We start from the raw sequence: 26983 nt of genomic DNA, 5'->3' as shown, positions 1-26983 counted from the left end.
ACAGCGACCGGGTCAGCGTGAGGTGCGACCGGGGCGGGAATCGGGCTCGTCCGGTGCCGGCCTCCCCCGGGCGCGATACCACTGCCACGGGGACTCAATCGGGGGGAACCGCATCGTGAGCAGCGAGGACAGGGTGAGGTAGCTGCGGATCATCCGGAACACGAGGTACTCGGGCAGATAGAGCAGGGCCCTCGGCCGACCCAGCAGCAGACACACCGCGATCGCGACGAGCGCGGGGAGCCCGATCACCATGGCCAGCAGTGGCTGCCAGCCCACGCCGGCGAAGGCGACCTCGAAGATGCTGAGCGTCAGCGCGGCGAAGAAGAGCAGCGGGATCAGCATCGCGCGACGCGCCGTGTTGAACAGTGCGAAGGGCAGCACCACGGTCCCCGCCATCGATCCCGGCCGCAGCAACGCTCGCCGGTTGTGGGCGGCCACGTGGTAGGTGCTGCGAAACCACCGGATCCGCTGCTCGGTCAGGTGTGCCCAGGTGCGGGGGACCTCGCTGGCGTAGACGGCCCGCGGGTCGACGACGCAGCGGTAGCCCAGCGAGTTCAACCGCATGCAGATGTCGGTGTCCTCACCGTTGATCCCCTGCATGATCGGCCCGGCCTCGTCGAGCGCCGAGCCCCGGTACGCCGTCAGCATGCCCGGCACGCCCACGACCCCGCCGTACCCCATGCGTGCCACCTGGTAGAAGGCGTGCCGCAGGAGCACCTCGACCAGCCGCACCCGGTCGATGGAGGTCTCGGTGCGCGTCGGCAGCGGCAGACCCCCCACGGCACCGACAAGGGGATTGCTGAAGTGCCGCATCACCTTGCCCAGGCAGCGCTCCTCGACCAGGGAGTCGGCATCGAGGCGCAGCACGAAGGGCTCGGTCAGCCGGTCCAGCCCGTGGTTCAGGGCCGCGGCCTTTCCCGGCCGGGCACAGCTGAGCATCGTGCAGGTCAGGTGACGGGTCCGCGCCATGGCCTCTTTCGCGACGGCGACGGTGTCGTCGTCGGAGGCGTTGTCCACGACGTACAGGTGCACCGGAGCGTCGTAGGACCCGGCCGCGAGGTCGAGAGCGTGGATGGTCGCCGCGATCCCGTGCGCCTCGTTGTGGGCGGGGACCAGCACGCCGACCGGCCCGGTGAAGTGCGAGCGGCTCCCCCTGGCCACCAGGACGACCCCGATCGCCGCGGCGAACACCGAGACTGCCTGCTGGACCAGGAACACGCCGGGGCCGATCCCGCCGAGGAGGGCGACGGCCCGCATCACCGACACCACGCCGTCCAGCTCCTGCGCCACATGGACCGCCAGTGCGACCGCCAGTAGCACCGGCACCAGCAGCCGGGCCCAGCCTCCGGCGCCGATCCGGGCCGTCGGCGCGGGAGCGGGCACGGGATCGGGAAGCCGGGCGTTGGCCAGCACGACCACGGGAAACACGGCCACAGCGATGATCGAGCCGATGATCTGTTGCGCGGCCACCGGTGGGGAGACGCCCGGGATCCGGTGTGCCGCCAGGGTCAGCAGGTCGACGGCCAGGCTGATCAGCAGGACTGATCCGACAAGCTCGAGGAACACCAACAGGCGACGCCAGAGATTGGTGGCCAGGGTCAGGCTGTACACCGTGAAGTACACCAGGATGAAGATCCGCACGGGAATCGTCGCCTTGCTCCCGGAAGCGGAGAACAGCACGATGTCCCGGTCCTCCAGCCGTCCCGACCCGATCAGGCCCGCAATCAGGAGCAGCGCCAGGAGGCTGAGCGCCACGAACGAGACGAGGAACGCGATCACCGTTCGGGGTGAGCGCCTCATGGCGTATTCCTCGGGGGCGCTGTCCACCGAGCGGTAGTGCTCACGAACGGCCTCGGGAGCGATGAGCTCCTCGGACCTCGACCCGGGCTCTCCCGCCCCGTCCTCGGCCGGAGTGGTCACCGCGTCGTCACCTCGGGGTCTCCGCCCTCACCTCGGGTGCGCTCACCACCCGGCCCGACCTGCTCACCACGAACCCGCCACCACCGCCGGCGACCAGGCGGGCCTGCTCCCGGCCGTACGGCGGCACGACCACCTCGGGGTCACCGACTGGGGTGAGCACCATGCCGGGCTCTCGGCCCGCACGTACGCACTGCAGCACGATGCCGTCCTCGAAGGAGGACAGGTCGAAGCCGCCGGAGCGGATCCGCCCGTCGGCGAGGGTGACCAGTGGAGCGGTCCGGGCCGGAGGCGGACCGAAGAACAGGAAGGGGCGCGCCCGGAGCGTGCCGTCCCAGGCGAACACGGCCTCCTGGCGCCAGCCGCTGAACTCCCCCAGCGTGGGCACCAGCCCGGCGAGGGCGGTGGTCGGGTCCTCGAGGACCGAGCTCGGCACGATGACGTCGTAGCCGTCGGCGTACTGCGCCGGTACGGCGGTGAAGCCGGCGCCTGCCCCGCCGCCGGTCAGGGCGGACTCCTTGAGCAGCTGGACGTCGTAGGAGGTCTGCCGGACGTTGCAGCCACCGAGGTCGCGGTCACGGATCAGCGTCACCGTCAGCTCGTTGCGCACCAGCTGGTCCCGGGGCGGGAGTGCGACCGACAACGACTGACGGCCGGCGCCGGGAAGCCGTGAGCTGGCGAGGAGGTCGTCGTTGAGGCGCACCTCCACCAACCAGCGGGCATCGACGGTGGTGGCAGGGACCATCATCGAGATCTGGAACGAGGCCGGCACGGCGCCACCCGGCAGGTCCGCCAGCGAGTACGGCACCCGCCAGCTGCGGCGGTCGGAGATCTGCTGCACCGACGTGTCGACCCCGAGGTCCTCGAGGGTCGCACCGCTGCCGACGGCCCGCTGAGGCGCAGCCGCCCTCGGGTCGGTGGAGCCGGAGTCACTCGTGGTGACCGCGCTCGTGGTCAGGAACGTCGGTACGACGTCGGCCGCGGGCGTGACCACACCGAGCAGCGTCACGTCGCCTCGCGTCCCGACCCGAACCGAGCCGCTGTCGGCCGCTGTCTCCCAGTCCAGGGTGGAGAGCGCGTCAGGGGGGCCGAGGAGGATCGGGGTCTCACTGTGGTCCTCGGAGTCCGGGACGCTCTCGGAGTAGGAGACGTCGTACCCACGCTGGGTGAGGAAGGCGCCCAGCCGGGCCGCGGTCGCGAACCACTCGCGTGAGCTCGCCCGGGGCGAGAGGACCAGCGTGACCTCGTGCCCCAGCTCCGCGACCACGTCCCGCACGGTGTGCAGCGGCTCGTCCAGCAGCTCCCCCCGCACCCGAGTGTCCTCGGCGTCCAGGGCCACCAGGGCACCGATCTCGGTGGTGACGTTGCACCGCCGCTGGTCCAGACTGCCCGTCGTGCGGAGCTGCACGTGCAGCTCACCGTCCTCGACGGCCCACCTGGGCACGTCGATGTCCGCCTTCAGCTCGCGGTCACCGGGCTCGAGCTCCGAGACGAAGACCGACTCGCCGTCGATCAGCACCCGCAGGAAGACGGTGCTGGCCTGCGCGACCTCGGTGTTCCCGCGCAAGAGCAGCACGGAATGCTCCAGGCGGGAGTCGACCGGCACCGGGACGGTGAAGCTCCCCGAGGTTGAGTTGTCGTCGCTGAGCCGGATCCCTCTCACCTTCCCCAGGTCGAGCAGGCTCGTGCTGAACACGTGATCCGGGGGCACGTTGTCCTCGTCGTTGCTGAACCAGCTCGGGCGAGCCAGCACGGCCCCGACCACGACGAGAATCGCCACGAGGAGGAAGACCAGCGCCCCCACCGGCAGCCACCTCCCGCGCATCAGCCCTCCTCCGCGGCAGCTCGCCGGCCACGGGTCCAGTAGGACTCCGCCCGGATCTTGGAGCGGTCACAGCGATCGGCGTACCGGCTGGCGATCTCGATCGACTCCCGCATCAGCCCCTCGCCGACCAGGATCGGGTCGAGGCCGAGCGCGCGCAGGTTGTCGTTGCGCAGCGCCAGCTCGTTCTCGGCCGCCTCGACCCGGGGGTTGGAGACGTGGTCGACGGTCCCGCCGAGCATCCCCGCCACGAGCTGGGCGAGGTCCTCGACGCGCAGGGTCTCGGCGAGCTGGTTCATGATCCGCGCCCGGCCCCGCACCTGGTCGCCGGACTCCACGGCCATCCGCACGCAGCGCACGGTGTCCTGGATGTTGATGAACGCCCGCGTCTGGCCCCCGGTGCCGTACACCGTCAGCGGGTAGCCGATCGCTGCCTGCATCAGGAACCGGTTCAGCACGGTGCCGAAGTCGCCGTCGTAGTCGAACCGGTTGATCAGCCGGTCGTCGAGCCGGGTGTCGTCGGTCTGGGTGCCCCAGACGATGCCCTGGTGCAGGTCGGTCACCCGCACCTTGTCGTTCTCGGCGTAGTACTGGAACATCAGCTGGTCCATCGACTTCGTCAGGTGGTAGACGCTGCCGGGCTTGGTCGGGTAGAGGATCTCGCGGGTGACCGTGCCGCCCTGACGATCGGGGTAGCTCACCTCGAGGTATCCCTCGGGCAGGTCGACCGGCGAGGTCTCATAGCCGTAGACACCGGTGGTCCCGAGGTGCACCAGGTGCGCGTCGAGGCCCACCTCCACGAGGCCCGCGAGCAGGTTGTGCGTGCCGTTGGCGTTGTTGTCGACCGTGTACCGCTTGTGGGCGCTGTCCTTCATCGAGTACGGCGCGGAGCGCTGCTCGGCGAAGTGCACGACCGCGTCCGGACGCAGATGCTCCAGCAGGGCGAGGAGGCGGTCGTAGTCCTGGGCGAGGTCGAGGTCGTCGTACCCGATGACCGATCCGGTGACCTCTTCCCAGGCCGACAACCGTTCGGGCAGCGTGCGGATCGGGGTCAGCGACTGCACCCCGAGCTCTTCGTCCATCCGTCGCCGGACCAGGTTGTCGACGATGGTCACGTCGTGTCCCGCGCGGGACAGGTGCACCGCACTCGGCCAGCCACAGAATCCATCGCCCCCGAGAACAAGCACCTTCATGATCTCTCCTCACGGGTTGACCACATTCAGCGTAGGTCGCAGCCCTGCACCGAGGCTTCGCCCCGACTCGGCCGGCGGGCCTCACCGGCGACCCCCGCCTGCAGGGGCGGTCCAGACCGCTTCCGGCCCGGGCACAGCCGGGCTCAGGGCCGGGGCGCCCGCTGCAGCTCGGCGATCATCGCCTGCGTCGCTGGAACCCGGTCAGCCCCTTCGCGGTGCACGAAGCCGAAGGTCCGGGTGCCGAAGGACGCGTGCCCGCGCACGGACACGGCCGGGTGCCGGTAGGCCTCCAGCGCCGACTGGGGCAGCAGCGTGACCCCCAGCCCGGCCGCGATCAGGTTCTGCACCACCACGTAGTCGTCACTGACGTGCCGCACGCGAGGCTCGAAGCCGGCGGCGGCGCACAGCCGCAGCGTGTGCGCCCGGCACCGCGCGCACCCCACGATCCACTCCTCCTCGGCGAGGTCGCGCAGGGCGAGGCGGCGGCGGCTCGCGGCGGGGTGCTCGGCCCCGACCACGAGGCAGACCGGCTCGTCGGCCAGGGGGTGCCACAGCAGACCCGGCGCCTCGACGGGCGCGAGGTCCTCGTATCCGAAGACCAGGGCGAGGTCGACGTCACCGGCGATCACCTGCGCGATCGCCTCGGGCGGCTCGGCCTCGACGAGCTCGACGTCGACCTCGCGGTGTCGTTCCCGCAGGCCCGCCACCGCACGCGGGACCAGGGTCGCCGCCGCCGAGGGGTACGCCGCCAGGCGGACCCGGCCGCGCCGCAGCTCGGTCAGGTCGGCGAGCTCCTCCCCCGCCATGTGCAGCTGTACGGCGATCGCGTCGGCGCGCGCGAGCAGCACCCGGCCCGGCTCGGTGAGGTCGACCCCACCGGCGCCGCGGAGCAGGAGGGCGCACCCCACCGACCGCTCCAGTGCCCGCAGGTGCTGGCTGACGGCCGGCTGGGTCCAGCCGAGCTCGCGGGCGGCGGCGCTGATCGAGCCCGCCCGGGCCACGGCACGGAAGATCAGCAGACGTTTCGCATCCACCTGCTCGAGCATAAGTCCTGCTTATGGGTCGTCCTAGGAACTCGGGACTTCCGTAGGGCCCCGACCGGTGGCGAACATGGAGGGCATGAAGACGATCGGCCTCATCGGAGGCATGAGCTGGCACTCGACGCTGCAGTACTACCGCGTGGTCAACGAGCTCGTGGCGCAACGCCGCGGCGGCCACGCGTCGGCGCGGATCACCATGGAGTCCCTCGACTTCGCCGAGGTCAGGGAGCACCAGGTCCGCGGCGACTGGGACGCGGCCGGGCGCCTGCTCGCCGAGGCCGGCCGGCGTTGCGAGCGGTCCGGCGCCGATCTCGTGCTGATCTGCACCAACCTGATGCACCGGGTGGCCGACGACGTGGAGGCCGCCATCGACGTCCCGCTCCTGCGCATCACCGACGCGATCGCGGACCGGGCGCGCGAGTCCGGCTGGTCTCGACTCGGCGTGCTCGGCACGCGCTGGGTGATGGAGGAGGACTTCTACGTCGGACGGCTCGCCCGGGCGGGCCTCGACGTGGAGGTACCCGACCCCGACGAGCGCCGGGAGGTGGACCGGATCGTCTTCGACGAGCTCACCCTCGGCCGGGTCGAGGACCGGTCGCGGGCGGCGTACCTCGCGGTGATCGAGCGGCTGCGGGAGGCCGGCGCCGAGGCCGTGGTCTTCGGGTGCACCGAGATCGAGCTGCTCGTCAGTCCCGAGGAGTCACCGATCCCCGTCCTGGACTCGATGCGGACCCACGCCGAGGCCGCCGTCGCCGCCGCGCTCGGGGATCGCACCCCCGCCCCTGGCATCGGACGGGCTCCGTGAAATCCATATTTCGGACGAACAATGGCTTTATTGGTGCAGGACCGGCATCATCGCTGAGGTTTGCGGGCCGACCCCCGAGACGGCCCGAGACAAGCTGCCCGTCGTTAGGATATTGCGGCGGGCAGCACCCTTTTCCGCCCACGCCCTGTAGAAGCAGAACCGCCCGCCTCCTGCAGGCTGCAGGTGACGGGCGGTTCGTCGTCGGTGGAGCTGAGGGGATTCGAACCCCTGACCTTCTCATTGCGAACGAGACGCGCTACCAACTGCGCCACAGCCCCATGCGCCGTTCAGCGCGAGGGAAAAGTTACCACCGGCAGGGCCGGCCCTCCGAATCGCCCCCTGCTGACAGCCTGCATGTTGGAGAGGGTTGTGGACGCTTCAGGCCCGGTCGGCACCTTGATGAGCGTCCATAACCCCGATTTACATGCGGTTGGCGCCGCGGCCCTAGGCTCCGGCGACCCGGCGCTCGCCGTTGCCGGTGTCGGTCTCGGTGGAGGCCGCCTCGGCCGACTCGGCGGCCTCGCGGGCCAGGGTGCTGTCGGCCTCGTCGTGGCCGGAGCTGTTCATCCCGGTGAGCTCGATCGTGCGGACCGTACGACGGGCGCGAGCCTTGTTCACGTAGGTCGGCAGCGTCAGCGGCAGCGGGTCCCACAGGGAGCCGTCGTCGGCGAGTGCGGCCTCGATCTCCGCACGCTCCAGGCCCACGGTGTCCTCGGCGAGCAGGTCGACGAGGTCCTGCGAGTGCTGGACCTTCTCGACGGGCGCGGGTGCGTGCTCGACCTCGACCGCGACCTCGATCGCGTCGGCCGGGACGGCCTCGGGGACCGACGGGGCCACGACGGCGGAGGACCGGCGGGCGTTGAGCTTGCGGACCGAGAGCCGGGCGAGGACCAGCCAGCCGACCACCAGTGCCCCGGGGACGGCGGGCGCCCAGATCGGCAGGTAGGCGAACCAGGTCAGGGCCCACACGACGGCGAGTGCCGCGACGAGCAGCCCGAGCACCCGGCGGCGGCGCTGGGCCGCCTTGCGGGCCGCGGCACGGGTCACGAGGGGACGCGTCTGTGCAGGGACGCTCGGGGCAGCGGGCTTCGTGCGCCGGGGAGCAGTGACTGTCTTCTCGATCGTCTCGACGTGCTCGGTCTCGACCTCGACCACCTGCGTCTGGCCGCCCTTGGCCTTGCGGGTGAGGATGCGCACCTTGTCGGAGTGGCCCTCCACGAGGCGGTCACTGGCCAGCTCGTCGTGGTGCTTGAGCGCCTTCGGGATCAGGTAGAGCGCCCAGGCGACGGCGAGCACGACGAAGATTACTGCTGACAAGTCCACGGGGCTGACGATACGAGGGGGGCTGGGCCCGGAGCCGCATGCGTGGCGGTGTGTCGGGAGATCACTCGTGTGACTGTTGTGAATCTTGTGATCGGCGGGTGCTCTCGAGGCGTTTCAGCAGTCCCAGCGGCACTTCCTCGCGGGTGATCGCGAACAGCCGGTGGTCGCGCCAGTTGCCGTCGATGTGCAGGAAACGAGGGGCGAACCCGAACTCCTTGATGCCGAGCTTCTCCACCACGCGCAGCGAGGAGGTGTTCTCCGGCCGCACCGCCACCTCGATGCGGTGCAGCCCCACCGGGCCGAAGCAGTGGTCGATCGCCAGCGCCACCGCCACCGGGGTGATCCCGCGCCCGGCGTACTCCTGGTCGATCCAGTAGCCGATCGAGGCGAACTGCGCCGATCCCCGCACGATGTTGCTCACCGTCACCTGCCCGACGAACCGGCCGCCGAACTCCACCACGAACGGCAGCTGCCGGCCGGCCTTCGCCTCGATCAGCATCTGGCGCACCATCGCCCCGTAGCTGCGCGGCTGGACCTGGCTGCGGGAGGGCGCGGTCGCGTCCCAGCGGCCGAGCCAGCCGGCGTTCGCCTGCCGGACCCGCCGCCAGACGTCCTTGTCGTGCCGGCTGATCGGCCGCAACCGCACCTCGCCGGCATCCAGCACCACCGGCCAGCCGGCGCTCAGTGGTCGCTCCCCACGATCTGCTCGACGGCGTGCCGCAGCAGTGGTACGACGACCTCGAGGCCGTCCCTGACGCCGCCGCGCGACCCGGGGAGGTTGACCACGAGCGCGCCCCCCAGGGTGCCGGCGACCCCACGGGAGAGCGCCGCCGTGCTGACGCCCTTGCCGATGCCGTGCGCCCGGATGGCCTCGGCGATCCCGGGGACCTCGCGCTCCAGCAGGCCGCGGGTCACCTCGGGGGTGAGGTCGGTCGGGGTGAGACCGGTCCCCCCGGTGGTCAGCACGGCCCGCGCCCCGGACTGCACGGCCGCACGGATCGCCTCCCCCACCGGCTCCCCGTCCGGTACGACGACGGGGTCGCCCACGGTCCAGCCGGCGCCGCGCAGCGCCTCGGCGATCAGCGGGCCGGTGGTGTCCTCGTAGACCCCGGCCGCCGCGCGGTTCGAGGCGACCACGACCGCCGCGGGCAGCGAGGTCACCGGGAGCCCTCGCGCCTGTAGGTGCCGCTCTTCCCGCCGGTCTTCTCCTCCAGCCGCACGTCGGTGATCTCCGCGTTCTTGTCGACCGCCTTGACCATGTCGATCACGGTCAGCGCCGCGACGCAGACCGCGGTCAGCGCCTCCATCTCCACCCCGGTGCGGTCCGTGGTGCGCACGGTCGCGGTGATCGTGACCCCGGAGTCGTGGACCTCGAGGTCCACGGTGACCCCGGAGATGGACAGCGGGTGGCACAGGGGGACCAGGTCGGGGGTCCGCTTGGCGGCCATGATCCCGGCGACGCGAGCCACCCCGAGGGCGTCGCCCTTGGGCACCCCGTCCCCGCGCAGCGCCTCCACCACCGCTGGGGAGACCAGCACCCGGCCGGTCGCGGTGGCCGATCGCGAGGTGACGTCCTTGCCGGAGACGTCGACCATCCTGGCCGCACCGGACTCGTCGAGATGGGTGAAGCGCTCCATGTGGTTCCTCCCTCAGTCCAGCGGCCGGTCGAGCAGCAGCACCGGGACCTGGTCACCCTGGTCGATCCGGGTGACTCCCTCTGCCAGCACGATCAGCGCGTCGGCCTCGGCGAGGCCGGCGATCAGGTGCGAGCCCGCGCCACCGACGGGGGTGACCCGGACCCCCTCGGCGCCGAGCTCGACCTTCGCCCGGACCAGCTGCTGCTTGCCCGGCATCGAGCGCAGCGAGGTCTGGACGGTCGCGGTCACCAGCCGCCGCCCGGCGGGCTCGCGGCCCATCAGCTTGTGCAGGGCCGGGACCACGAACATCTCAAAGGAGACGTACGCCGAGACCGGGTTGCCCGGCAGCGTGAAGATGGGAGTCCGGTCCTCGCCGACGACGCCGAACCCCTGCGGCTTGCCGGGCTGCATCGCCACCTCGAGGAAGTCCACGGTGCCGAGCTCGGCGAGCACCTCCTTGACCACGTCGTGGGTGCCCTTGCTGACGCCGCCGCTCGTGACCACGAGGTCGGCCCGCGCCAGCTGGTCGGTGAGCGCCTCGGTGAACGCGGTGGGGTCGTCCGAGCTGGCGACCACCCGGTACGCGCTGCCGCCGTGCGCGCGGACCGCCGCCGCCAGCAGGTAGCTGTTCGCGTCGTAGATGCTGTCGTGCCCCAGGGGCCGTCCGGGCTCGACGAGCTCGGAGCCGGTCGACATCACCACCACCCGGGGCCGGGGCGAGGTGGAGATCCGGCCGAGGCCGACCGCGGCGAGCAGCCCGACCTGCCGGGTGCCGATGACCTCACCGCGACGCATCAGCACGTCGCCCTTGGAGACCTCCTCGCCGGCGCGACGGATGTGCTGGCCCTCCTCGGGCGCCCGGTGGATGAGCACCTCGCGGCCCTGCTCCTCGGTCCACTCGAACGGGACCACGGCGGTGCACCCGGCGGGGACCGGCGCCCCCGTCATGATCCGCACGGCGGTGCCCGGCGTCAGCGAGAAGATCGTGGCCTGCCCGGCCGCGATCTCACCGACCACCGGCAGGTGGACGGGCCGTTCACCGGTGGCCTCGGCGACGTCGCGGAACGCCACGGCGTACCCGTCCATGCCGGAGTTGTCGAAGACCGGCAGCGAGACCGGGGAGACGACGTCCTCCCCCACGGGCAGGCCGATCGCGTCCATCAGCGGGTGGTCGAAGGGCTGCATCGGCTCGATGCCGCTGAGCACTCGCTCGAGGTGGTCCTCGACCGGCAGCAGGTCCGGGGGCGGCTCGACAGGCATGGGCACGACCCTAGTCCGCGGTGGGTTCCTCACCGAGGACCTGGCCCGCCTCGATCCGGCCGTGCGCACCCTCGACCTCGACGGCGCCCCGGATCCGGACTCCCTTGCCGAAGGTCCAGTCGCCGGAGACCACCAGCGACTCCGCGCCCTTCAGCGACGGGACCCCGGTCGGGAACCGCTTGTCGAAGTCCTCGACCAGCTTGTAGTGCTCGTCGAGGTCGATGAACGGGAGCGTCTCGGCCACCTGGTCCAGGACGAAGTCCTCGCCGAGGTCGTAGGCGTCCGAGCGGAGCACCAGCAGGTCGTTGGTCGTCTTCACCGGCACGAACCGGTCCCGGCCGACCTCGATCGTGCGGGAGTCGTCGAAGACCTCGATCGCCGCGCCCATGGCGGTCTCGATCTGGATCACCTCGGGGCTCGAGGAGTCGCTCGGGTCGACGTTCTTGACGTTGCGGATCAGCGGCAGCCCGAGGATCCCGTCACGGCGACGGCTCTCGTCGCGCATCCGCTCGAGGTCGAACCACAGGTTGTTGGTCGAGCAGTACTTGTGCCGGTCGAGGTCGCCCAGCGCCTCCAGGTCGGCCTTGGCCGTCTGCGCCGTCTCGCGCAGCACGATCCGCCCGTCGGCCTTGCGGCGGGCGAAGTGGCCGCCCTTGCGGTCGGACTTGGTACGCCGCACGGCCTCGATCGCGAACGGCGCACCCGACTCGGCGAACCACCCGGCGACCCGCGCGTCGGCCACGGCACCGAGGTTGTCGGAGTTGGAGACGAACGCCTGCCGGTAGCCGGCGTCGATGAGCTGGTCGAGCAGCCCGCTCGACATCAGCGCCGTGTAGATGTCGCCGTGCCCGGGCGGACACCACTCCATCGACGGGTCCCGCGGCCAGCTGACCGGTCGCAGGTCGTCGGCGCGCAGCTTGGGCTCCTTGTTCTGCAGGAACTCCAGGGGCAGCCCGGGGACAGCGAGGTCCTGGTAGCGCTCCAGCGCGGCGAGGGTGTCGGCCGAGGTGCGGAAGCTGTTCATGAAGATCAGCGGCAGCGTGGCGCCGTACTCCCGGCGCTGGTGGAGCACCTGCCGGGCGATCACGTCGAGGAACGACAGTCCCCGGCGCACGCACAGCAGGGACTTGGCGCGGGCCATCCCCATCGAGGTGCCGAGGCCACCGTTGAGCTTGATCACGACGGTGGCGCCGATCGCCTTCGCGGCCGCTTCCTCGCTCACCTCGACGTCGTCCAGTGAGGGCATGTCCAGCGGCTCGATCGTGCTCTCGGCGATCATGCCCTTCTCGCCGTGCTCGAGCTGTCGGTAGTAGTGCGCGAACACCTGGATGGCCAGGTCGTCCACGCCCGCGGCCTGCATCTTCTCGGTGGCCTGCCGCAGTCCTTTCGATGTCATGTGCCGATCGTAGGCTGATCGCGTGCCCGACTACATCGCTGCCGCCAAGCTAGCGCTCCGCGACCAGGTCCTGACCGCTCGCAAGCACCTCCCGCTGACCGTCCTGGGCGAGCGCGCCCGGTCGCTGGCCGACCATCTCGTGGCGACTCCCGAGGTCCGGGACGCCGCCACGGTCGCGGCCTACGTCTCGGTCTCCAGCGAGCCCGGCACCGGGCCGCTGCTCGACCGGTTGCGCGAGCAGGGCAAGCGGGTGATCCTCCCGCTGCTGCAGGGCGACGACGACCTCGACTGGGCGCCGTACGCCGGCCCGGAGGACCTGCACACGGCCCGCCGCGGGCTGCTCGAGCCCTCCGGTCCCCCGCTCGGCCGCTCCGCGGTGGCCACCGCGGACGTGCTCCTGGTGCCCGGCCTGGCGGTCGGCAGGGACGGCGTGCGCATGGGCCGGGGAGGCGGGTCCTACGACCGGGCCCTGGCCCGGGTGCCCGTGGGGACCTTCGTGTGCGTGCTGCTCAACTCCGAGGAGGTGCTCGACACCGTGCCGCACGAGGACCACGACCGGCCCGTCGCGGCCGTGGCGACCGAGCTGGGCGTCACCCGCCTCGGCCGCGGGGCGTCCCAGGCGGGGCCTACGCCGTGAGCGAGTGGTGCCGCCCGATCGGCAGCACCATCGGCTTGCCCGAGACCGGGCAGGGCTTGACCTGGCTCTCCATCCCGAACACGTCGCGCACCACCTCGGCGGTGAGCACCTCGTGCGGATCGCCGGCGGCGTGCAGCCGTCCGGCCCGGACCGCGACGAGGTGGTCGGAGTAGCGCGCCGCGAGGTTCAGGTCGTGCAGCACCATCACGATCGTCGTGCCGCGGGTGCGGTTGAGGTCGGTGAGCAGGTCGAGGACGTCGATCTGGTGGCTCACGTCGAGGAACGTGGTCGGCTCGTCGAGCAGCAGCAGGTCGGTGCGCTGGGCCAGTGCCATCGCGATCCACACCCGCTGGCGCTGCCCGCCCGAGAGCTCGTCGACCGGCCGGTCGGCCAGCTCGGTGGTCTCGGTCACCGCCAGCGCCTCGGCGACGGCGTCGTCGTCCGCGGGGGTCCAGCGGGCCAGGAAGCCCTGGTGGGGGTGGCGGCCGCGGGAGACGAGGTCACCGACCACGATGCCCTCGGGGGCGATCGGCGACTGCGGGAGCAGCCCCAGCGTCCGGGCGACCTCCTTGGTCGGGAGGCGGTGCAGGTCCTTGCCGTCGAGCAGCACCCGGCCCGCCTGCGGCGAGAGCAGCCGCGCCATCGAGCGCAGCAGGGTCGACTTCCCGCACGCGTTGGCCCCGACAATCGCGGTGATCCGTCCCGGGGGGACGACGAGGTCGAAGCTCTCGACGACCGTGCGGTCGCCGTACCCGAGGGTGACGCCCTCGAGGCTCAGGGAATGTAGGTCGGTCACAGTGACCCTCCAGCACGGTTGTTCCGGACGAGCAGGTAGACGAGGTACGGCGCACCGATGGTGCCGGTGATCACCCCGACGGGGTAGCGGGCGCCGAAGGCGAACTGGCCGACGAGGTCGGCGGCCATCACGAGCACCGCCCCGACCAGGGCCGCGGGGACCATCAGCGACCCGCCACTGCCCACGATGCGGGCCGCGATCGGGCCGGAGAGGAACGCGACGAACGCGATCGGGCCCGCCGCGGCGGTGGCGAAGGCGATCAGCGCGACCGCGGCGACGATCGACAGGATGCGGGTGCGCTCCACCCGGACGCCGAGGGCCGACGCGGAGTCGTCCCCCTGCTGCATCAGCGTCAGGTTGCGCGACTGGGCGAGCAGGATCGGCGCGACGAGCACGACGGCGACCAGCAGGGGACCTACCTCGCCCCAGGTGGCGCCGTTGAGGCTGCCGGTGAGCCACTGCATCGCGGTCTGCAGGTCCCACGCCGCGGCCTGCACGATGACGTAGGCGACGACGCTGTCCAGCATCGAGGCGATCCCGATGCCGATCAGGATCAGCCGGGTGCCGACGACGCCGTCCTTGTAGGCCAGCACGTAGATCAGCAGCGCGGTGACCAGGGCCGCGGTGATCGCCATCAGCGACACCACGGTCTCGTCGACCGAGAGCACCACGATCGCGATCACGGCGGCTGCGCTGGCCCCGGAGCTGATCCCGATCACGTCGGGCGAGGCGAGCGGGTTGCGCAGCATGGTCTGGAAGGTGGTGCCGGCGATGCCGAAGCAGGCGCCGGTGAGCACCGCCAGCACGGTCCGCGGCAGCCGCAGCTCCCCCACCGTGAACGACGCGCCCGGCACGACCTCGCCCATGATCACGCGGAGGACCTCACCGGGTCCGTAGAAGGTCTGCCCGACCATCAGGCTCACCGCGAACAGCACCACGGCGATCACGGCGAGGTTCACGCTGGTCAGGGCACGGCGGCGGCTGCGGCGTACCCGCGACTGGGCCACGGTCCGGGCCGCCGAGTCGCGCACCGGCTGGGTACTCACAGCGCACGCAGCTTCTGCCGGCGGACGATCGAGATGAACACCGGGGCTCCGATCAGCGCGGTGACGATGCCGACGTCGATCTCGGTGGGCCTGGCCACGACCCGGCCGATGACGTCGGCGGTGGTGAGGAGCAGCGCGCCGACCACGGCCGAGCTCGGCAGCAGCCAGCGGTGGTCGATGCCGATCACCAGGCGGCACACGTGCGGCACGATCAGGCCGACGAACGCGATCGGCCCGGCCACCGCGGTGGCCGCACCGCACAGCGTGACCGCACCCAGGAACGCGATCACTCGGGTCCGGGCGACGTGCTCGCCCTGTCCCGCGGCGACGTCGTCACCGAGGGCCAGGGAGTTCAGGCCGCGGGCCGTGGCCAGGCAGATCACCGCGCCGACGACGAGGAACGGCAGGACCTGGCCCAGCTTGGAGTACGACGCGCCGCCGACCCCGCCGATCTGCCAGAACCGGAACTGGTCCATCACGTCGATGCGCGGGAGCAGGATGGCGCTGATCAGCGAGGTGAGCGCCGCCGAGGTGGCTGCTCCCGCGAGGGCGAGCTTGAGCGGGGTCGCACCGCCCCGTCCCAGGGAGCCCACCGCGTAGACGAACAGCGCCGCCAGGGCGGCACCGAGGATCGCGACCCAGATGTAGGCGGTGGACGACGAGAGCCCGAAGAAGGCGATGCCCGTCACCACGGCCAGCGAGGCCCCGGTCGTCACCCCGAGGATGCTGGGGTCGGCGATCGGGTTGCGGGTCACGCCCTGCATCACCGTCCCGGCGGTGCCCAGCGCCGCGCCGACCAGCATCGCGAGCAGGGTGCGCGGGATCCGCTTCTCCACCGCCGCCTGGGCGAGACCGTCACTGCCGGCTCCCAGGGCGGCGAGGACGTCGCCGAGGGAGACGACGCGAGCGCCGAAGGCGACCGAGGCGAGCGCTGCGAGCGCCAGCAGCCCGAAGGCCACCACGATCCACAGCGCCCGCCCTGCCGCGGGACGCCGCCCGGGGGCGACGTCCCGCGGCATCGTTCGCAGGGGTGTCTGCGTCACGCCTTTTCAGCAGCTGCGGCCAGCAGGGCGAAGTACTTGTCGATGCCCCACGGGATGGACAGCGGCGAGGGGTTGGCCGAGGCCGCCAGCGGGGTGTTCTCCTCGAGCACGGCCACGGCGCCCTTCTTGATCGCCGGGATCTGCTTGAGCAGGGCGTCGGACTTGATCCCCTTGAGGATCTTGCCGTCCGGGTCGCCGTAGGTCACGAAGACGTCGACGTCGTTGAACTGGTCGGCGTTCTCGGAGCTGACGCTGCCCAGGAACTCGTCGCTGCCCTCGGATGCCTTCGTCACCGCGGCGGGCATCTTCATGCCGACCGACTCCATGAACCCGGGACGGGTGTCGTTGGTGGTGTAGAAGCCGATCTTGCTCATGTCGGCGGGGTCGAAGTAGGAGAAGATCAGGCTCTTGTCCTTCAGCACCGGGTACTTGGCGAAGGCGTCACCGACCTGCTTGTCGAGGTCCGCGATGAGCTTCTCGCCCTCGGCCTTCATCCCGAGCGCCGTGCTGTTGAGCTCGATCATGTCCTGGACCGAGGTGGCCCAGGCGATCTCCGGGTAGGCCACCGTGGGGGCGATCTTGCTCAGCGTCTCGTAGTCCTTGTCGGTCAGGCCGGAGTACGACGCGAGGATCACGTCGGGCTTGGTGTCGGCCACGGCCTCGAAGTCGATGCCCTCGGTCTCGTCGAAGAGCACCGGGGTCTTGGCGTCGAGCTCCTCGAGCTTGTCCTCCACCCACGGCAGGACGCCGTCGGCGTCGTCGTCGCCCCAGGTGGCCTTGCTCATGCCGACCGGGACCACCCCGAGTGCCAGCGGCACCTCGTGGTTGGCCCACGCCACCGCGGCGACCCGCTTGGGCTTGGACGTGATCTCGGTCTTGCCGAGGGCGTGCTTGATCGTGACCGGGAAGGCGTCGGACCCGGCGTCGGACCCGGAGCCGGCGTCCCCGTCGTCCGACGAGCTGCCACAGGCACTGAGGGTCACGGCGAGGGCGACCGAGGTGGCCACGGCCAGCAGGCGCGGTGTGCGCATGATGGTGCTCCATTCTGCTAAGTAGGTAAGGCAAACCTAACCTACCGCGGACCTACCGCGGAGCGAGGACCATCCTGTGGTCCACTTCGCGACGTACGGCGTCGCGGCCGAAGGCCCAGCGCAGGGTGCGCCCCGACGCCCACAGCGGGGTCTGGTCGCGGTAGTTCCCCGAGGCGGGATGGCCCGAGGCACCGGTGAGGTTCACCCACCGCGAGCGGTCGAGGTCGTCGAGATCGACCACCATCCGCATCGACGGCGCCGAGGTGACGGTGTACCCCTGGCTGGCGTCCCAGTTCGTCGCGTCCACGGCGGCGCTCCCCCCGGCGGCCGCGAACGGCCCCCGGTTGAACAGCGCCTCCACGAGGCCCACACCGCTCTGGCCCAGCGACTGGTTCTCCAGCTCCAGGCGGTGCAGCCGGCCCCACTCCCACCGGTTGGGGCTCAGCGCCACCTTGCGGGTGAGCTCGTCGCGGGCGGCGAGCATCGCCTGGGACAGGATCATGTCGCGGTCCTCCACGACGTCCTCGGTCTTCGAGTCGTCCCACCACTGGTTGTCGGGCTGGCGCAGCAGGTTGCTGACCACCGCCATCCAGCGTTGCCCGCCCTCGGGCCACAGCGCCTCGGGCAGCTCGTCGTGGAAGGTCCGGCGCAGCAGGTTGCTCCAGACCACGTTGAAGTAGGCGGCCGGGGCGGAGTCGGCGGGCTGCGAGTAGTCCCAGTCGAGCAGCAGCCGCTGGCCGTCGGCGTAGTACTCCGAGGTCATCAGCTGGCGCAGCAGGTAGGGCACCAGCACCGGCGCCATCGGGTTGCGGTCGTCGAGCTGCAGGGCGCTCATGTCGCCGACGTCGAGCCGGGCCCCCTCCTCGAAGCGGCTCTTGAGCACCGACCGGATCCGCTGGCTGCGGTAGCCGTGGTCCGGGGAGTCGCTGAGGTAGTGCTCGTACGACGGGCCGGTGACCGCCTGGTTGGCGGTGACGATGAACCCCTCGGCCGGGTTGAGGACGTTGGGCAGCTCCTCGAACGGCACGTAGCGGCCGCTCCAGTCGTTGGCCGAGCGCCAGCCCTCCGCCGGGTAGGCCCCGCTGCGGTTTCCCTTGCGGATCGGGATCGCTCCCGGCGCCTGGTAGCCGATGTTGCCCGCCCGGTCGGCGTACACCAGGTTCTGGCTCGGCACGGCGAACTTGGAGGCCGCCTCGCGGAACTCCCCCCAGTTCCTGGCCGCGTCGATCATGAAGATCGCGTCGGCCGTCGGCCGCGGGGTCAGGGCCGTCCAGGCCAGCGCCACGGCGTAGCCGTTGTCCCGCTCCGGGGAGTCCGCCCCCACCTTGGCGTTGGCGCCCACGCTGGAGAGCTCGGCGGAGACGTCGGAGAGCAGCGGTCCGTGGCGGGTGGAGCGCACCGTGATCAGCCGCGAGGACGAGCCGGCGACCCGGATCACCTCGTCGCGCTCCTCCAGCGGCACCTGCTTCCCGTCGTAGAGGTAGCTCTTGCCGCTGACCTTCTCCAGGTAGAGGTCGGTCACGTCGGGGTCGAGGTTGGTGAACCCCCAGGCGATGTCGCGGTTGTGGCCGATCACCACGCCGGGCATCCCGGCGAAGGTGAAGCCACTCACGTCGAAGGGGCACTCGGCGGTGACGGTGTTGCAGTGCAGGCCCATCTGGTACCAGATGCCGGGGATGGAGACGCCCAGGTGCGGGTCGTTGGCGAGCAGCGGCTTGCCCGAGACCGTGTGCTCCCCCGAGACGACCCAGCTGTTGGAACCGATCCCGCCTCCCTTGCCGAGCAGGTCCGGGATCGCCCCCACCCCCCGCTCGACCGCCTCGAGCGCCTGCAGGGCCGCGCGGCTCGGTGCCGGCCGCGGGTTGCCCTCCGCCAGTCCGCCGGACGACTCTTCGGCGTCGCGGACGATCGGGCGGTGCCGGTCGTAGGGGTAGCGCGGGTAGAGCTCGTCGACCTGCTCGGGGGTGCGGTTCACCGCCAGCCGGGTGCGGGCGATCTCCTCGCTCATGTTGCCGCGCAGGTCCCACGCCATCGCCTTGAGCCAGGCCAGCGAGTCGACCGGCGTCCACTTCTCCGGCTTGTAGTCCAGGCCGGTCGCGCCCAGGACGGTGTACTCCACCGCCAGCTCGGTGGCCGTGCGGCCCTCGAGGTAGGCGTTCACGCCCTCGCTGTAGGCCTCCAGGTAGGTCCGGGTCTCCGGGGCCAGCAGGTCGAGCTCGCGCGCCGCCACCCGGCGCCACCCCATCGTGCGGATGTACATGTCGGTCTCGACGGTGCTCTCGCCGAGCAGCTCACTGATCCGTCCCGCGGTCACGTGACGACGGAAGTCCATCTCGAAGAACCGGTCCTGCGCCTGCACGAACCCCTGGGCCTTGAACAGGTCGACTGCCGTGTCGGCGTACACCGAGGGGATGCCCTGCTTGTCGCGCAGCACCTCGACCTCGCCCGAGAGTCCCTCGATGCGCTGGACGCCCTCGGTGTCCGGGAGCGGGCGCCGGACCATGGCGATCCCGGCCACGAGACCGGCCACCAGGACGAGCACGACCACCATCGCGACGTACGCCGAGGCGCGTGCCCATCCGGGCCAGTCGCTGATGGGGTGCTTGGAAGTCACCTCAGGCATTGTGCCGTAGCATTCGCAGTCGACGACCACGAGTGCCAACCCCTCGTCCCGCACGACCCCCGGAGGACCAAGCAGTGCCCACGTACCAGTACTCCTGCACCGAATGCGGCCACTTCTTCGAGATCTTCCAGAGCTTCTCCGACGACTCGCTGACCGTCTGCCCCGAGTGCGAGGGACGGCTCCGCAAGGTGTTCAACGCGGTGGGCGTGGTCTTCAAGGGATCGGGCTTCTACCGCAACGACAGCCGCGGGCAGCAGAGCGGCGCCGACGCCCCCAGCGCGCCCAAGGAGTCCTCGGGCTCCTCGGAGAAGACCGGGGACACGGCCGCCAAGACCTCCACGCCGGACAAGCCCAAGGCCACCACCCCCTCGTCGCCGGCCACCACCTCCTCCTGACCCTGTGGACGACCGGCGCACGCGCTGAGCGATCGTCCTACCGTCGGGGGCCATGAACCCCCTGCACCCGGTCCTGGGCCCCGTACTGGGCCCCGTCCTGCTCCGCCTCGGACGGCTGCGCCGCCGGGTGCTCCTGCACCGCCGCCCACTCGCGGCACTGCTCGCCGGGGCCGCCGTCCTGGCGGCCCTGCAGGCGACCTCTCCCCCACCGCCCGAGACCGTGCGGGTCTGGACGGCGAGCCGGGACCTGCCCGGCGGCACCGTGCTGGAGCCCGCGGACCTCGCGGACGTCCGGTTCGAGCCGGGCTCGGTGCCCGCCGCGGCCGTGCGCGACCCGCGTTCGGTGCTCGGACGCCCCCTGGCGGCGCCGATGGGACGCGGCGAGGTGGTCACGGCGCTGCGCACCGTCGGTGAGGGGCTGCTCGCGGGCTACCCGGGCCGGACGGCGGTGCCGCTGCGGGTCACCGACGGCGCAGTCGTCGACCTGCTGCGCGTGGGCGACCGGGTCAGCTTCGTGGTGGCCGACCCCGAGGGCCGGACCGCGCCCCTCGTGCTGCTCGAGCGCACCCCCGTCGTGGCGATCCCCGCGGAGCCGGACTCCCGCTCGGACACGGGGCAGCCCGGGCGCCTGGTGGTCGCCGCTGTGCCGAGCAGCCGGGCCGGCGAGGTCGCCGCGCGGGCCGCGACGTCGATACTGATCCCGGTATGGGACCAGTAGCGTTGTTGACGACTAGGAGAGGGCGTCCGAACCGGTCGGGTCCTCAACCAGGAGGAATCACCATGAGCGGCTTCAAGAACTTCATCCTGCGCGGAAACCTGATCGAGCTCGCCGTGGCCTTCATCATGGCCACGGCGTTCGCGGCGGTGGTCACCGCCACCGTGGAGCTGATCATGTCCCTGATCGGCAAGCTCGGCGGCCAGCCGGACTTCAGCGCCTGGCGGCCGGGGGACCTTCCCGTGGGCGCGTGGATCACCGCAGTGGTCTCGTTCCTGATCATGGCGGCGATCGTCTACTTCCTGATCGTCAAGCCCTACACCGCGGCCAAGGACCGGTTCTTCCCTGCCGAGGAGACCGGGACACCGGCCGACATCGCGCTGCTGGAGGAGATCCGCGACCTGCTCGCGACGCGTTCCGGTCCCGCCTGAGGGAGCTACTGGCCGTGGTGCGGCGGCACCTGTCGTCGCAGCCACTCGTCGCTGCTCTCGGAGGTCGTCCCCGACTCGTCGGCGTCGTCGTTGGTCTGCTCGGGAAGCACCTCGCCGAAGACCTCGGCGAGGCGGCGGCGCCTCGCCGCGCGCTCCGCGGGGGTCGGCTTGTCGTCGCTCATCGGCTCACGCCGTAGCGCTCAGGCACACAGGCCTGCCTCGGCGGCCGCCCTCTTGCGGGCCTCCTCCTGCGCCTCCGCGTCCGGCGAAGGGGCCTGCGACGGGCTGGCCGAGGCGGAAGGTGACCCGGACGGGGACGGGGTGGCCGAGCCGCCGGGGGCCTCTCCGGGCTTGCGTCCGGGGGTGACCGCGTCGGCGGCGAGGCGGCCGAGCGGCTTGTCGAATCGCACCTTGCGCCACACCTCGTCGGCCTCGGGCGCCCACTCGAGGCGGTTGGGATCGGGCGCGTAGGGCCGGTTGGGCACGGTGATGAACTGGATGTTGTCGAGCCCGATGTTCTTCAGCGACGACCCCAGCGAGGTGAGCTCCTGGAGGTGCGCGAACCCGGTGTCGGTGGTCAGTGACTCGGTGGCTGCGTCGAGGAAGCGGTAGAGCCGCACGGGGTTGGCCAGGGTGCCCTTGGAGACGACCTTCTCGATCATCGCCGCGATGAAGGCCTGCTGGCGCTTCATCCGGCCGATGTCGCCGTTGGCCGCACCGATGTCGTGGCGCACCCGGACGTAGTCCAGCGCCTGGGCGCCGTTGACCTTGTAGGTGCCCGCCGGGAGGTGGATGTGCCCGATGTCGTCGTTGACCTCCTTGGGCACGCAGACCTGGACACCCTCGATGGCGTTGACCATGTCCTTGAAGCCGGCGAAGTCGATCACCACGAAGTGGTCGATGCGGACGTCGGTCAGCTGCTCGACGGTCTTGATGGTGCAGGCCGGGCCGCCGACGGCGTACGCCGCGTTGAACTGGGTCAGCCCACCGGGGATGGTGCGCTTGCCGTTCTTGCTCACGCACTCGGGTCGCTCCACCATCGCGTCGCGCGGCAGGCTCACCCCGTAGGCGCGCTTCCGGTCGGCGGAGAGGTGCAGCAGGATCGTGGTGTCCGAGAGACCCGGGGTGTCCCCACCGATCTTGGTGCCGTCGCGGTTGTCAGAACCCATCACCAGGATGTTCAGCGGCCGGGTGGGCCCGTCGACCACCTGGTCGGGACGGTCGTCGCCGAGCTGGTCGCCTAGCGTGACGGCGTTGATGTTGCCCTCGAGCTTCTTGTAGGCCACCAGCAGCACCGAGGTGAGGACGAGGAACACGACGCCGACCACGATCACGACGCGTTGGGCGATCGTTCGGCCACGAGACCTGCCCTTGTGGCGCGGCGCTTCGCCGGGCGACTCATCCTCGGACAATGTGACCTTCGATCTCGACAGTGACCCCCCATTGTGACCGTGCGACCTCGGGTCGCCCAAATCATGACATGTAGCAGGTGGGGAACCGTGCACGTTCGTCCGGACCGTCGCGAACCGCCGACGGCCCAACGGCACCGCCTCGTCCCCGCATGGCAAACTTCTGCCGAACGCGCCGGAGACACTGCTGTCCGGACGCGTCCCGCCCCAGTAGCTCAGTGGATAGAGCAGCCGCCTCCTAAGCGAAAGGTCGCCAGTTCGACTCTGGCCTGGGGCACCACGGCTGGAACCGCTCTAGTCCAGTGGGGAGCAGTTTCAAGCGTGAAACCGAGGTGGAAGTCTCCGAGAAACGCCCAATTTGGAGCAGATCACCTTTTGACCAGCCGAGTCCTAATATTTCGGGCCTATCCTCGGCAGGTACCTTCGGGGGAGATGAGGAACCGATGACCCAGCACCAGACCGCAGAAGAGCTGCTCACACCGGCAGAGGTGGCAGCCATGCTCTTCGTGGACCCCAAGACCGTGACCCGGTGGGCACGGGCCGGCAAGCTCGACGCGATCCGGACGCCCGGCGGTCACCGCCGATACCGGACCAGTGACGTCCTCGCGATCATGGCGGGTGACTACAGCAACGAGATCGAGTCCGGACTCGAGACCCCCAGGCCGCTCGTCGCGAGCGTGGACGACGCCGAGCTCGGCACGGACGAGGCGACCGCACGCGCTCTCGAGGCCGAGGCAGACCGCGCCACCCGCCACGTCCTCGAGGCAGCTGCCGCGGTGACCGCGGCCGCGGAGAAGGCGGCCACCGCCGTCGCCCGCGCCCGGGCCGCACGCGCCCTGGTCGGCTCGCCGGCCCCAGCGGATGTCCAGGCGGATGTCCAGACCGGTGTCCAGTCGACTCCGGAGCCGGCTCCGGCCCGCCGCCGGCCCACCACGGACCTCCAGGTGCCCTCGCAGCGCGGGAGCACCCACCAGGACGCCCACACCGCCTGACCGGCGGCGACGCGGTCCGTTCTCACAGACCGTTCTCCTGGCCGGGCTCGGGCCCGGACGCCTTTTGCGCACCGGGTGGGGCAGGTTTACCTTAGCGAGGTAAGCCTTACTTCACTCCGGAGCCTCGATGTCCTCTTTCCCGCTCGGCAACTACCTGATCGGGTTGCGCGAAGGACTCGAGGCCAGCCTGGTGGTGGTCATCCTGATCGCCTACCTGGTGAAGTCGGGCCGAACGCACCTCCTCCCCCGCATCTGGGCCGGGGTCGGGGTCGCCGTACTCATCTCGCTGGCCTTCGGTGCGCTGCTGACCTACGGGCCGCGACGGCTCACCTTCGAGGCGCAGGAGGCCATCGGCGGCATCCTGTCGATCGTCGCGGTCGGCTTCGTCACCTGGATGGTCTTCTGGATGGGCTCCCACGCCCGCGGGCTCTCCGGTGAGCTCCGCGGCAAGATCGACGTGGCGGCCGACGCCGGCCGGTTCAGCCTCGCCTTCGTCGCTCTGCTCGCCGTCGGGCGCGAGGGGCTGGAGACCGCGCTGTTCCTCTGGGCCGCGACGCAGGCGGCCACCGGGTCGGAGGGGTCCACGCTGACCCCGCTGCTCGGTGCCCTGCTCGGCATCCTCACCGCGATCGCGATGGGCTTCGCCTTCTACAAGGGCGTCCTGAAGATCAATCTGTCCAAGTTCTTCACCTGGACCGGCGCCATCCTGATCGTGGTCGCCGCCGGCGTCCTGGCCTACGGCGTGCACGACCTGCAGGAGGCCGGCATCCTTCCGGGCCTGAACAACCTCGCCTTCGACGTCAGCGCCCAGGTCCCGCCCGACTCCTGGCGGGGCACCCTGCTGAAGGGGACGCTGAACTTCTCCCCCGCCACCACGTGGTTCGAGGCCGGGGCCTGGCTGGCCTACCTCGTCCCCACGATGACCCTGTTCCTCCTCCGGATGCGCACCCCGCGCCCACCGGCCTCCTCCGCTCCGGCAACCTCGCCGGCGCGGGCCGCCTGACGAAAGGCTCCACCCCGTGAACCGACTGATCACGACCTCATTGGCGGTCGTCCTGCTGGGTGCGGGCTCGGCGTGCAGCCTGACCGAGTCCAACGAGCCCTCCTCCAGCGGGGGCAAGGGCACCATCGAGGTGGACTCCTCGGCGAAGGACTGCAAGCTCACCGCCACCGAGGCCCCCTCGGGCAACGTAGTGTTCAAGGTGAGGAACACCGGCAACCAGGTCACCGAGTTCTACCTGTACGCCGAGGACGGGATGCGGATCGTGGGCGAGATCGAGAACGTCGGGCCGGGCCTGTCGCGCGACCTCGTCGTACGCACCGTGCCCGGTGACTACGTCACCTCCTGCCGCCCGGGGATGACCGGCAAGGGGATCCGCTCGGACTTCAAGGTCACCGACTCCGGCAAGGACACCAAGATCACCGGGGTCGACCAGGCCACCATCGACGCCGCGACCACCCAGTACGCCGCCTACGTCAAGGACCAGGCCTCCCAGCTCGTCGACGAGACCGAGGCGTTCACCACCGCCTACGAGAAGGGCGAGGACGAGAAGGCCCGCGCCCTCTACCCGCAGGCGCGCGGCTACTGGGAGCGGATCGAGACCGTCGCGGAGTCCTTCGGCGACCTCGACCCGAAGATGGACCTCCGCGAGGCCGACCTCGAGGAGGGCCAGAAGTGGACCGGCTGGCACCGGATCGAGAAGGACCTGTGGCCCCCGGCGTCGGGCTACAAGCCGCTCACGCCGGCCCAGCGGGCGACGTACGGCGACGACCTGCTGGCCAACACCAAGACGCTGGATCAGCGGGTCCAGACCCTCGACTACACCGTGGACCAGATCGGCAACGGCTCCAAGGGCCTGCTCGACGAGGTGGCCGCCGGGAAGATCACCGGCGAGGAGGACATCTGGTCGCACACCGACCTCTACGACTTCCAGGCCAACGTCGACGGCGCCCGGGTGGGCTTCGAGGGCCTCGAGCCGCTCCTGGAGGTCAAGGACCCCGAGCTGGCGAAGCAGATCGAGTCGGCCTTCGCCGCCCTGCAGACCCAGCTCGACAAGTACAAGGTGGGCAAGGACGGCTTCGTCTCCTACGACAAGGTCACCGAGCCCCAGCGCAAGCAGCTCTCCGACGCCGTGAACACCCTCGCCGAGCCGCTCTCGAAGATGACCGGGGCGATCACGCTGTGACCCAGGGCCGTCCCCCCGGCAGCGGGCTTTCTCGCCGGCGGCTCCTCGGAGCAGCCGGCGCGGGAGCGCTCGCGGCGGGCGCTGCGGGGGTCGGCGGCTTCGCCTACGGCCACGAGTCGCAGGAGCCTGCTGCCGGCGGGGTCGACCGGGCGGCGTACCCCTTCGGCGGCAAGCACCAGGCCGGGATCACCACCCCCGCCCAGGACCGGCTGCACTTCGCCACCTTCGACGTGACCACGGACTCCCGCGAGCAGTTGGTCGCGCTGCTGCGGGAGTGGACCTCGGCCGCCCGTGAGCTGACCACGGGGGTGGCGGTCGGCGACGGCCTGCCCACGTCGTACGACGCGCCGCCGACCGACACCGGTGAGGCCGTCGGGCTCGACGCCTCGGGGCTGACCCTGACGTTCGGGTTCGGTCCCACCCTGTTCGAGAAGGACGGCAAGGACCGCTTCGGGATCCGGGACCGGCGACCCGCGGCGCTGCGCGAGCTGCCGCACTTCCCGGCCGACAACCTCGACCCAGCCCGCAGCAACGGCGACCTCTGCATCCAGGCCTGCGCGCACGACCCGCAGGTGGCGGTGCACGCGATCCGCAACCTCGCCCGGATCGGCTTCGGGACGGTCGCGATGCGCTGGACCCAGCTCGGCTTCGGGCGTACGTCGTCGACCTCGACCCGGCAGGCGACCCCGCGCAACCTGTTCGGGTTCAAGGACGGCACCGCCAACCTCAAGTCCGAGGACCCGAAGAACCTCGAGGAGTTCGTCTGGGTCCACGAGGACGACGACGCAGGAGCCACCTGGCTCGCCGGCGGCTCCTACCTGGTCGCCCGCCGGATCAACATGCACATCGAGACCTGGGACCGCACCAGCCTGCGCGAGCAGGAGACGCTGGTGGGTCGCGACCGCACCGAGGGCGCACCGCTCTCCGGCGGGACCGAGTTCACCGAGCCCGACTTCGAGCTCAAGGGCCGCGACGGGCCGCTGATCGCGACCGAGTCGCACGTGCGGCTGGCGCACCCGACGCAGAACAAGGGCACCAAGATGCTGCGCCGCGGCTACAACTTCACCGACGGGAGCACCTCGCTCGGGCGCCTGGACGCCGGGCTGTTCTTCATCGCGTTCGTGCGCAACCCCGACGAGCACTACATCCCGATGCAGAACACCCTCTCGGCGAAGGACGGGTTGATGGAGTACCTCCAGCACACCGGCTCCGGCCTGTTCGCCGTACCGCCCGGGGTCACCTCGAGGAGCGGCCACATCGGCGAGGGCCTGTTCGCCTGAGGCCCG

At 71.0% G+C, this 26983-nt stretch carries 25 protein-coding genes, 2 tRNA genes and 1 pseudogene; 10 read left to right on the top strand and 18 right to left on the bottom strand.

Going from position 1 to position 26983, the window contains the following annotated elements:
• Positions 1 to 12: 12 nt before the first annotated feature.
• From AC4BGC_RS03040 to AC4BGC_RS03025, 4 genes are all read right to left on the bottom strand, one after another.
• On the bottom strand, positions 13 to 1920 hold the full coding sequence (locus AC4BGC_RS03040) for a glycosyltransferase family 2 protein (protein WP_490554248.1): 1908 nt from the start codon (positions 1918 to 1920) through the stop codon (positions 13 to 15).
• Between the two features lie 7 nt (positions 1921 to 1927).
• On the bottom strand, positions 1928 to 3742 hold the full coding sequence (locus AC4BGC_RS03035; protein WP_490554247.1) for a hypothetical protein: 1815 nt from the start codon (positions 3740 to 3742) through the stop codon (positions 1928 to 1930).
• On the bottom strand, positions 3742 to 4932 hold the full coding sequence (locus tag AC4BGC_RS03030; protein WP_490554246.1) for an NAD-dependent epimerase/dehydratase family protein: 1191 nt from the start codon (positions 4930 to 4932) through the stop codon (positions 3742 to 3744). The genes AC4BGC_RS03035 and AC4BGC_RS03030 overlap by 1 nt, the downstream gene beginning before the upstream one ends.
• A 143-nt stretch (positions 4933 to 5075) precedes the next feature.
• Positions 5076 to 5966, bottom strand: coding sequence for a LysR family transcriptional regulator (locus AC4BGC_RS03025; protein ID WP_490554245.1), 891 nt, complete (start codon positions 5964 to 5966; stop codon positions 5076 to 5078).
• 85 nt (positions 5967 to 6051) lie between these two features.
• Between AC4BGC_RS03025 and AC4BGC_RS03020 the strand changes: the two genes are divergently transcribed.
• On the top strand, positions 6052 to 6777 hold the full coding sequence (locus AC4BGC_RS03020) for an aspartate/glutamate racemase family protein (protein ID WP_490546211.1): 726 nt from the start codon (positions 6052 to 6054) through the stop codon (positions 6775 to 6777).
• A 205-nt stretch (positions 6778 to 6982) separates the two neighbouring features.
• Here AC4BGC_RS03020 and AC4BGC_RS03015 read toward each other — a convergent pair.
• From AC4BGC_RS03015 to AC4BGC_RS02985, 7 genes are all read right to left on the bottom strand, one after another.
• Positions 6983 to 7055, bottom strand: a tRNA-Ala gene (locus AC4BGC_RS03015).
• A gap of 166 nt (positions 7056 to 7221) precedes the next feature.
• The gene (gene sepX / locus AC4BGC_RS03010; RefSeq protein WP_490554243.1) at positions 7222 to 8100 is read right to left on the bottom strand and encodes a divisome protein SepX/GlpR; all 879 of its coding nucleotides are present in this window, start codon (positions 8098 to 8100) and stop codon (positions 7222 to 7224) included.
• A 61-nt stretch (positions 8101 to 8161) separates the two neighbouring features.
• Positions 8162 to 8767: a GNAT family N-acetyltransferase gene (locus AC4BGC_RS03005; protein WP_490554242.1), complete on the bottom strand. Its 606-nt coding sequence runs from the start codon at positions 8765 to 8767 to the stop codon at positions 8162 to 8164.
• Positions 8768 to 8781: 14 nt separating this feature from the next.
• The gene (locus AC4BGC_RS03000) at positions 8782 to 9252 is read right to left on the bottom strand and encodes a MogA/MoaB family molybdenum cofactor biosynthesis protein (protein ID WP_490555706.1); all 471 of its coding nucleotides are present in this window, start codon (positions 9250 to 9252) and stop codon (positions 8782 to 8784) included.
• A gap of 5 nt (positions 9253 to 9257) precedes the next feature.
• Positions 9258 to 9737, bottom strand: coding sequence for a cyclic pyranopterin monophosphate synthase MoaC (moaC, locus tag AC4BGC_RS02995; RefSeq protein ID WP_490546214.1), 480 nt, complete (start codon positions 9735 to 9737; stop codon positions 9258 to 9260).
• Between the two features lie 12 nt (positions 9738 to 9749).
• The gene (glp, locus tag AC4BGC_RS02990; protein ID WP_490554241.1) at positions 9750 to 10997 is read right to left on the bottom strand and encodes a molybdotransferase-like divisome protein Glp; all 1248 of its coding nucleotides are present in this window, start codon (positions 10995 to 10997) and stop codon (positions 9750 to 9752) included.
• 10 nt (positions 10998 to 11007) lie between these two features.
• Positions 11008 to 12393: a UTP--glucose-1-phosphate uridylyltransferase gene (locus AC4BGC_RS02985; protein ID WP_490554240.1), complete on the bottom strand. Its 1386-nt coding sequence runs from the start codon at positions 12391 to 12393 to the stop codon at positions 11008 to 11010.
• A 22-nt stretch (positions 12394 to 12415) separates the two neighbouring features.
• Between AC4BGC_RS02985 and AC4BGC_RS02980 the strand changes: the two genes are divergently transcribed.
• Complete coding sequence (locus AC4BGC_RS02980) at positions 12416 to 13030, top strand: 5-formyltetrahydrofolate cyclo-ligase (protein WP_490554238.1); 615 nt, start codon at positions 12416 to 12418, stop codon at positions 13028 to 13030.
• Here AC4BGC_RS02980 and AC4BGC_RS02975 read toward each other — a convergent pair.
• The 5 genes from AC4BGC_RS02975 to AC4BGC_RS02955 are packed head-to-tail and all read right to left on the bottom strand — an operon-like array spanning position 13020 to position 19560.
• A complete protein-coding gene (locus AC4BGC_RS02975) occupies positions 13020 to 13826 on the bottom strand; it encodes an ABC transporter ATP-binding protein (RefSeq protein WP_490546218.1) in 807 nt (268 codons plus the stop codon). The genes AC4BGC_RS02980 and AC4BGC_RS02975 overlap by 11 nt on opposite strands.
• On the bottom strand, positions 13823 to 14872 hold the full coding sequence (locus AC4BGC_RS02970; RefSeq protein ID WP_490554236.1) for a FecCD family ABC transporter permease: 1050 nt from the start codon (positions 14870 to 14872) through the stop codon (positions 13823 to 13825). The genes AC4BGC_RS02975 and AC4BGC_RS02970 overlap by 4 nt, the downstream gene beginning before the upstream one ends.
• Complete coding sequence (locus AC4BGC_RS02965) at positions 14869 to 15915, bottom strand: FecCD family ABC transporter permease (RefSeq protein WP_490554235.1); 1047 nt, start codon at positions 15913 to 15915, stop codon at positions 14869 to 14871. The genes AC4BGC_RS02970 and AC4BGC_RS02965 overlap by 4 nt, the downstream gene beginning before the upstream one ends.
• The gene (locus tag AC4BGC_RS02960) at positions 15912 to 16946 is read right to left on the bottom strand and encodes an iron-siderophore ABC transporter substrate-binding protein (protein WP_490554234.1); all 1035 of its coding nucleotides are present in this window, start codon (positions 16944 to 16946) and stop codon (positions 15912 to 15914) included. Before AC4BGC_RS02960 ends, AC4BGC_RS02965 begins: the two co-directional genes overlap by 4 nt.
• 52 nt (positions 16947 to 16998) lie before the next feature.
• A complete protein-coding gene (locus tag AC4BGC_RS02955) occupies positions 16999 to 19560 on the bottom strand; it encodes a penicillin acylase family protein (protein ID WP_490554233.1) in 2562 nt (853 codons plus the stop codon).
• An 83-nt stretch (positions 19561 to 19643) separates the two neighbouring features.
• Here AC4BGC_RS02955 and AC4BGC_RS02950 point away from each other — a divergent pair, with 83 nt between their 5' ends.
• The 3 genes from AC4BGC_RS02950 (at position 19644) to AC4BGC_RS02940 (ending at position 21110) form a co-directional block, all read left to right on the top strand.
• Positions 19644 to 19964, top strand: coding sequence for an FmdB family zinc ribbon protein (locus tag AC4BGC_RS02950; RefSeq protein WP_490554232.1), 321 nt, complete (start codon positions 19644 to 19646; stop codon positions 19962 to 19964).
• A 52-nt stretch (positions 19965 to 20016) separates the two neighbouring features.
• Positions 20017 to 20682 carry an SAF domain-containing protein gene (locus tag AC4BGC_RS02945; RefSeq protein WP_490546224.1) on the top strand — a complete coding sequence of 222 codons (666 nt, stop codon included), beginning with the start codon at positions 20017 to 20019 and terminating at the stop codon, positions 20680 to 20682.
• 62 nt (positions 20683 to 20744) lie between these two features.
• A complete protein-coding gene (locus AC4BGC_RS02940; protein ID WP_490546225.1) occupies positions 20745 to 21110 on the top strand; it encodes an MscL family protein in 366 nt (121 codons plus the stop codon).
• Between the two features lie 5 nt (positions 21111 to 21115).
• Here the strand turns inward: AC4BGC_RS02940 and AC4BGC_RS02935 are convergent, their stop codons facing one another.
• Positions 21116 to 21292 carry a hypothetical protein gene (locus AC4BGC_RS02935; protein ID WP_490554230.1) on the bottom strand — a complete coding sequence of 59 codons (177 nt, stop codon included), beginning with the start codon at positions 21290 to 21292 and terminating at the stop codon, positions 21116 to 21118.
• 18 nt (positions 21293 to 21310) lie between these two features.
• Complete coding sequence (locus AC4BGC_RS02930) at positions 21311 to 22444, bottom strand: LCP family protein (RefSeq protein WP_490554229.1); 1134 nt, start codon at positions 22442 to 22444, stop codon at positions 21311 to 21313.
• Positions 22445 to 22723: 279 nt separating this feature from the next.
• On the opposite strand from AC4BGC_RS02930, the gene AC4BGC_RS02925 reads away from it, so the two are divergent.
• The 5 genes and pseudogenes from AC4BGC_RS02925 to efeB all read left to right on the top strand — a co-directional run bounded on the left by AC4BGC_RS02925 (position 22724) and on the right by efeB (position 26977).
• Positions 22724 to 22799, top strand: a tRNA-Arg gene (locus AC4BGC_RS02925).
• A gap of 163 nt (positions 22800 to 22962) precedes the next feature.
• A pseudogene (locus tag AC4BGC_RS02920) lies at positions 22963 to 23139 on the top strand (BldC family transcriptional regulator); the annotation flags it as partial.
• Positions 23140 to 23638: 499 nt separating this feature from the next.
• On the top strand, positions 23639 to 24514 hold the full coding sequence (efeU, locus tag AC4BGC_RS02915) for an iron uptake transporter permease EfeU (RefSeq protein WP_490546228.1): 876 nt from the start codon (positions 23639 to 23641) through the stop codon (positions 24512 to 24514).
• Between the two features lie 16 nt (positions 24515 to 24530).
• The gene (efeO, locus tag AC4BGC_RS02910; RefSeq protein ID WP_490554227.1) at positions 24531 to 25697 is read left to right on the top strand and encodes an iron uptake system protein EfeO; all 1167 of its coding nucleotides are present in this window, start codon (positions 24531 to 24533) and stop codon (positions 25695 to 25697) included.
• A complete protein-coding gene (gene efeB / locus AC4BGC_RS02905) occupies positions 25694 to 26977 on the top strand; it encodes an iron uptake transporter deferrochelatase/peroxidase subunit (RefSeq protein ID WP_490554226.1) in 1284 nt (427 codons plus the stop codon). The genes efeO and efeB overlap by 4 nt, the downstream gene beginning before the upstream one ends.
• Positions 26978 to 26983: the final 6 nt, after the last annotated feature.

The organism is Nocardioides sp. Z38_18 (genome assembly GCF_058215695.1).
This window is presented reverse-complemented; position numbering and strand designations above follow the sequence as displayed.